General features: G+C 65.9%; 7 protein-coding genes. 6 read left to right on the plus strand and 1 reads right to left on the minus strand.

Annotated features, from left to right (window positions below; all coding sequences use genetic code 11):
- Window positions 1-1,512 (minus strand): S9 family peptidase (locus ABS88_RS22585; RefSeq protein WP_286750647.1); only part of this gene is annotated, 1,512 nt, incomplete at its 3' end.
- Window positions 1,513-1,597: 85 nt separating this feature from the next.
- Between ABS88_RS22585 and ABS88_RS22590 the strand changes: the two genes are divergently transcribed.
- The 6 genes from ABS88_RS22590 to ABS88_RS22615 all read left to right on the plus strand — a co-directional run.
- Complete coding sequence (locus ABS88_RS22590; RefSeq protein ID WP_286750648.1) at window positions 1,598-3,424, plus strand: aminopeptidase P family protein; 1,827 nt, start codon at window positions 1,598-1,600, stop codon at window positions 3,422-3,424.
- A gap of 10 nt (window positions 3,425-3,434) precedes the next feature.
- Window positions 3,435-3,896 carry an acyl-CoA thioesterase gene (locus ABS88_RS22595; protein ID WP_286750649.1) on the plus strand — a complete coding sequence of 154 codons (462 nt, stop codon included), beginning with the start codon at window positions 3,435-3,437 and terminating at the stop codon, window positions 3,894-3,896.
- Window positions 3,897-4,172: 276 nt separating this feature from the next.
- Window positions 4,173-4,637 (plus strand): hypothetical protein, encoded by a 465-nt coding sequence (locus tag ABS88_RS22600; RefSeq protein WP_234179347.1) that lies wholly within the window; start codon window positions 4,173-4,175, stop codon window positions 4,635-4,637.
- Window positions 4,638-4,663: 26 nt separating this feature from the next.
- On the plus strand, window positions 4,664-5,614 hold the full coding sequence (gene ribD / locus ABS88_RS22605; protein ID WP_286750651.1) for a bifunctional diaminohydroxyphosphoribosylaminopyrimidine deaminase/5-amino-6-(5-phosphoribosylamino)uracil reductase RibD: 951 nt from the start codon (window positions 4,664-4,666) through the stop codon (window positions 5,612-5,614).
- An 8-nt stretch (window positions 5,615-5,622) separates the two neighbouring features.
- Window positions 5,623-6,249 carry a riboflavin synthase gene (locus ABS88_RS22610; RefSeq protein WP_286750653.1) on the plus strand — a complete coding sequence of 209 codons (627 nt, stop codon included), beginning with the start codon at window positions 5,623-5,625 and terminating at the stop codon, window positions 6,247-6,249.
- Window positions 6,246-6,509 (plus strand): hypothetical protein (locus tag ABS88_RS22615; protein ID WP_286750650.1); only part of this gene is annotated, 264 nt, incomplete at its 3' end. The genes ABS88_RS22610 and ABS88_RS22615, both read left to right, overlap by 4 nt.

The raw sequence follows: 6,509 nt of genomic DNA on the forward strand, positions 1-6,509 counted from the left end.
ATCGACGAGGCTGAGCCGCGTCGTCGAAAAGCCCGGCGGGACGCGGTAGCCGTAAGACCCATAGGCATAGAGATGCATCAGCGCGCTGCCGTCGAGCTTTGTGCCCTTTTTATAGACGAGCGACGCGGGTATCATCGTCTTGCCGTCGCGGCTCGGCAGATTAACCCGTTCGGTTACATATTGCGTTGCATCGTAACCCGACGGGATTTCCTGCACCTTCAGTGTTTCGAGCGTGCCGGTCGCCAGATCATAATCATAGACGGTGTCGGGCGTGACCATCGATTCATAATCGAGCCGGAGCTTGTCCTGATGATATTCGGGATTGTCGCCGAGGCCCGCCACATAAGTGGCCTCGGGAAATTTGATCCGGCCGGGGGTCAGCGGCGCGTCATAGCGGCGGATATCGACCTGATCGAGCCCGTCCTCGCGCGCTTCGATGACGAAATAGTCGCGGAATATCGACAGGCCGGTGATGTAGCTATGGTCCGATCCGGGGATCAGCGTGGTCCACTTGCCCGGATCCTTCACGCTCGCGGTGGCGATGCGGAAGTTGGGATGCTCGTCATTGGTGTGGATGTAGAGCGTGCCGTCGCGCTCATCGACGCTGTACTCGCGGCCCTTCTGGCGCGCCGAGACCAGTTGCATCGGCGCCTCCGGATTGTCGGCGGGGAGCAGATAGACCTCGCTCGTCTCGTTATCGCCCGTCGCGATCACGATATAATTGTCGGCGGCGGTCTTGCCGATGCCGACCCCGAAACCGATGTCGGGTTCCTTGTAGAGCAGCTTGTCGTCGGCAACATTCGTCCCGAGCTTGTGCAGCCGGACATTGTCGGTGCGCCAATTCTCGTTCGCGAGGCCATAGAGGATCGCGTCGTTCCCCGACGTCCAGACGAGCGAGGACAGCGTTCCGGGGATGACGTCGGGCAGTTGTTCGCCCGTTTCGAGATTGCGGATGCGCGCCTCGAAGCGTTCGGAGCCATTGTCGTCGAAGGAATAGGCCATCAGCCGGCCGTCGGGGCTGATCGACAGTTCAGCGAGGCGGAAATATTCTTTGCCCTCCGCCATCGCGACCTCGTCGAGGATCAGCTGCGTCTCGCCCGCGCCGGACGCGGGCTTGCGATACCATTTCTTATATTCGGCGCCCTCGTCAAATTCGACCCAATAGAGCCAGTCGCCATCCTTCTGGGGCACCGACGAATCGGCTTCCTTGATGCGCCCCTTCATCTCCTGGAACAACGTCTCGACCAGCTGGGCATGCGGCTTCATCGCGGCATCGAAATAGGCGTTTTCGGCCTTCACATAATCGAGGATGTCCGCGTCATCGATCACCGGATAGCTCTGGTCGCGGAGCCAGAAATAGGGATCGGACAGCGTCTTGCCGTGCAGCGTGACTTGGTGCGGCCGCTTGTCGGCGACCGGAGCGGCGGGGCTGGTGGTCAATATCGTCTCTTTCTCTTCGGCGAATGCGCTGCCGGGCGCGACAAGCGGGGTGGTAATTGCGGCCAGAAACATCCAAATAGCGCGCATCAAGAAAACCCCCGCAGCGTCGCCCCGATCGGGCAGGAATTGGCTGCGATGTAGGAACAAGGAACAGCGCATGTCCACCCCCGACCATGCAGACCGCCTCGCCCGCCTGCGCGCCGAACTCGCGCGCCGCGGCCTCGACGGCTTTGTCGTGCCGATCAGCGACGAGCATATGAGCGAATATGTCGGCGCCTATGCGCAGCGCATGGCGTGGCTGACCGGCTTCGGCGGATCGGCCGGAACCGCCGCGGTGCTGCCGGCGAAGGCGGCGGTGTTCGTCGACGGCCGCTATACGGTGCAGGTGCGCGACCAGGTCGACGGATCGCTTTACGATTATGTCGGAGTGCCGCAGTCGAGCGTCGCCGAATGGCTGGGCGCCAATGTCAGCGCCGGGCAGAAGATCGGCTATGATCCGTGGCTGCACGGCATCGACTGGGCGCGCGGCCTGGCGGCGGCGCTGACCGCGAAGGACGCCAGCCTGATTGCGGTCGAGACCAACCCCATCGACGCGGTGTGGGACGACCAGCCCGCGCCGAGCGCCGCGCCGATCGCGGTCTATGATACCGAGCAGGCGGGGCAGTCGGCGGCCGACAAGCGCGGCGTGATCGCCGACTGGCTGAAGGCGCAGGGGCTCGACACCACGGTGATGACCGCGCTCGATTCGATCGCCTGGACCTTCAACATCCGCGGTGAAGACGTCAGCCACACGCCCGTCGGGCTTGCCTTTGCATTGCTCTACGACGACGCCACCGCCGACCTGTTCGTTGCGCCCGAAAAGATCACCGACGCGGTGCGCGCGCATCTCGGCAACAGCGTGCGCATTCACGACCGCACCGCCTTCGAGCCTGCGCTCGCGGCGCTGGCGGGCAAGCGTGTCGCGGTCGATCCCGACCGCGCGGTCGCGGCGATCTTCACCGCGCTCGAAGGTGCGGGCGCAAAGATCGCGCGCCACCGCGACCCGGCGGTGCTGCCCAAGGCGATCAAGAACAGCGCCGAGCTTGCCGGCACCCGCGCCGCGCACGTCCGCGACGGCGTCGCGGTCGCGCGCTTCCTCAAATGGATGGAAGAGGTCGCGCCGCAGGGCGGGCTCGACGAACTCGGCGCGGCGGCGAAATTGCGCGCCTTTCGCGACGAAAGCGGCGTTTTGAAGGATCTGTCCTTCGATACCATCTCGGCCGCCGGTCCCAACGGCGCGCTGCCGCATTACAAGGTCGATGAAACGACCAATCGCGCCATCGAGACGGGCACGCTCTATCTCGTCGATTCGGGCGGGCAATATGCCGACGGCACGACCGACATCACGCGCACCATCGCGATCGGCGAACCCAGCGCCGAAATGCGCCGCCGCTTCACGCAGGTGCTGAAAGGGCATATCGCGCTCGCAACCGCGCGCTTTCCCAGGGGAACGCGTGGCAGCCAGCTCGACATCCTCGCGCGCCAATATCTGTGGGCCGACGGGGTCGATTACGCGCATGGCACCGGCCACGGCGTCGGCACCTATCTGGCGGTCCACGAAGGGCCGCAGCGCATCGCCAAGCCCGCCGGCGGGCAGGCAGGAACCGAGGAGCCGCTCCACGCGGGCATGATCCTGTCGAACGAGCCCGGCTATTACAAGGCGGGCCATTTCGGCATCCGGATCGAGAATCTGGTGGTGGTTGAACCCGTCCGGATCGAGGGGGCCGAGGAGGATATGCTGGGCTTTGAAACGATCACCTTCGCCCCGATCGCGCGCAATCTGATCGTCGGCGCAATGCTGTCGCCCGCCGAGGCCGACTGGCTCGACGCCTATCATGCCGAGGTGGTCGAGAAGCTGTCGCCGGGGATGGTTGCCGCCGACCGCGAATGGCTGGCCGCCGCCTGCGCGCCGATCGATCGCGGCGTCGCCGCGCTCGCGGCCTGAGGGACGCGGCATGGATCGGGCCAACTGGGCAGTCCCGCGCGACGATTTTCGCGTCCAGCAGGATGTGCGCGTCCGCTTCAACGAGATCGACGGCCAGAATATCGTCTTCAGCGGCAATTATCTGATCTACGCCGATATCGGCGTGACCGAATATTTTCGCGCGCTGGGCGAGGGGCAGCCGGGTCCCTATTTTCACCAATATGGTACAGATATCCGCGAAGTGCATAGCGAAATCGACTATCACGCGCCGGCCCGGCTCGACGAGTTGATCACCATCGCGGCGCGTGTCAGTCACTTCGGGCGGACGAGTTTTACGCTGCACTGTGCGATATTTCGCGGCGCCGAACGGCTGACCGATATCGAGATCAGCTACGCCCATCTCGACCTCGACACGGGCAAGCCGACGGCGCTTCCGGGCAGCTTTATCGCCGAAGTCCGGCGATTCGAAACCCGCTTGCCCATTCAGGATTAAGGCAGGCGATTCGCGGCGAACGCCGCCGATTCGCGTTTCTCCACCAAAAAGGTCGAAAAAAAGGGCCGCCCGAGGGCGACCCTTGAAAGTTTTTGGGAGAGGATGCCTAAAAGGCAAGTGTGATATTGCACTGCACAATTGATTGTGCAACTGCGAAATAAGCATCCGGCATTGCAAAAATTGCAATCATTGGCATCGATAGCATGCAAAGCATGCAATCCCATTCCCGCGCGCACCCCCCTCGCAAATGGGCGCGACATCGCCTAGATTGGCGCCATGTCTATGCTCAAAAATTGGGATGTCGGCGGCGGCCTGTCGGATTTCTGGGCCTATATCCGCGAACCGCGCCCGCACCGCTGGACGGTGTGGGGCCTCGCGATCGTGCTGCCGCTGCTGATCTTCTACGGCTTTTCCAAATATCTTGTGCCCTATGAAAGGCCCAAGCCGCAGATCATCTATTTCGAAAACTGGAAGGCCGACCGCAGCGAAGCGGAGATACGCGCCGACTGGGTGGCACGCGCCAAGGAAACGACGCGCGCCAACGCCAAGCGCCGTGCCGAATTCCAGCGGCTCGCGGACATGATGGGGGTCGAGTATGACGCCAGCGAAGCCGAGAAGGTGACGCGCGAGACGCTGGGCAAGGAAGCCGACGCCATCGAAAAGAAACCCGAGCCGCCGAAGCGCTCGACGCTCGCCGAGCGGGCAGCGCGCGGCGCGGCGGCGCCCGCGACCCAGCCCTGACCCCGGTGCGCGCCGACGCCGACTGGATGGCCGCGGCGATCGCGCTGTCGCAGCGCGGGCGCCCCGAGGCCGCACCCAACCCCAATGTCGGCTGCCTGATCGTCAAGGAAGGCCGCGTCGTCGCGCGCGGCTGGACGCAGGCGGGGGGCCGGCCGCATGCCGAAGCGATGGCACTGGCGGCGGCGGGCGACGCCGCGCACGGCGCAACCGCCTATGTCAGTCTGGAACCCTGCGCCCATGCGAGCGCCCGCGGCCCGTGCTGCGCCGACTTGCTGATCGCCGCAGGCGTCGCACGCGTCGTCGTCGCCGCGCAGGATCCCGATCCGCGCACCGACGGACAGGGCATCGCCCGCCTGCGCGCGGCGGGAATTGCGGTCGATAGCGGCCTGCTTATCGGCGAAGCGCAGGCGGCGATGGCCCCCTGGTGGTCGCGCGCGACGCGCGGGCGGCCATTCGTCACGCTGAAACTCGCGACCTCGCTCGACGGCTGCATCGCGATGGCCGACGGGTCGAGCCGCTGGATCACCGGCGCCCCTGCCCGCGCGCACGCGCATCTCGAACGCGCGCGGCATGGCGCGATCCTGGTCGGCCGCGGCACCTTCGCGGCCGACGCGCCGACACTCGACGTCCGCCTGCCCGGACTTGCGTCGCGGAGCCCGCAGCGCCTGCTCCTGACGCGCGGCGATGCCCCCGACGGCTGGACCGCGCTCGCGGCGCCGGAGGCTATGGATGCGCTGCCGATCGATTCGCTGCTCGTCGAGGGCGGCGCCGGGGCGGCGGCCGCCTTTCTTGCCGCCGACCGCGTCGACCGGCTGCTTCTCTATCGCGCGCCGATCCTGATCGGCGCCGGCCGCCGCGCGCTTGGCGACATCGGCCTCGGCGATCTGGCGGGCGCGCACGGGCGCTGGCGCCCGGCCGACAGCCGGATGCTTGGCAGCGACCGGATCGACGTCTACGAGCGCATCAGGAAGGAATGACCGCTCCCATGTTTACCGGCATCATCACCGACATCGGCACCATCCGCAGCCGCGAGGATCGCGGCGACACGCGCCTCGTCATCGGCACCGGCTATGACGTCGACACGATCGACCTGGGCGCCTCGATTGCCTGTTCGGGCGCGTGCCTGACCGTCGTCGATAAGGGCGTCGATGACGGCAGCAATGGTCCCGGCGGCTGGTTCGCGATCGACGCGAGCGGCGAAACGCTGGCGCGCACCGCACCGGGCATGTGGGACGCAGGGCGCCGCCTGAATCTGGAGCGCGCGCTGCGCGTCGGCGACGAACTGGGCGGACATATCGTGACGGGACATGTCGATGCGGTCGGCCGGATCGTCGCGGTCGATCCCGTCGGCGACAGCGTCAAATTGACCGTCGAGGCACCGGCATCGCTCGCGCCGCATATTGCGCCCAAGGGGTCGATCACGCTCGACGGCATATCGCTGACCGTGAACGACGTCAGCGATCAGCCGGACGGTACCGCGCATTTCACGCTGAACATCATCCCGCACACGCAGGAGATGACGACGCTGAACGAAGTGGCGGAGGGACGTCCGGTCAATCTGGAGATCGACATCCTCGCGCGCTATCTGGCGCGGATGCAGGCGCGCGGATGAGCGACCCGCGCCGCAAGGCGATCGTCCGGCTGCGCATCGCGATCTGGGCCTGCGCCATCCTGTTGTTCGCGATCCAGTTCGTCCATCATGGAATCGGCCTGTTCCTGCCCGCGATGGCGCTCGCGCTCGTGCTGATCGCCGCGGCGATCCAGCATGTCGAAACGCGTCTGCGGCGGCCGGCCAAAAGCTATGCCCGGGTGGGCATCGCATCGGCCGCGGCGGCGCTGCTGTTCATCGCGCTGCCTGCCTATTGGCACGGC

Source organism: Sphingopyxis sp. SCN 67-31 (assembly GCF_001725095.1).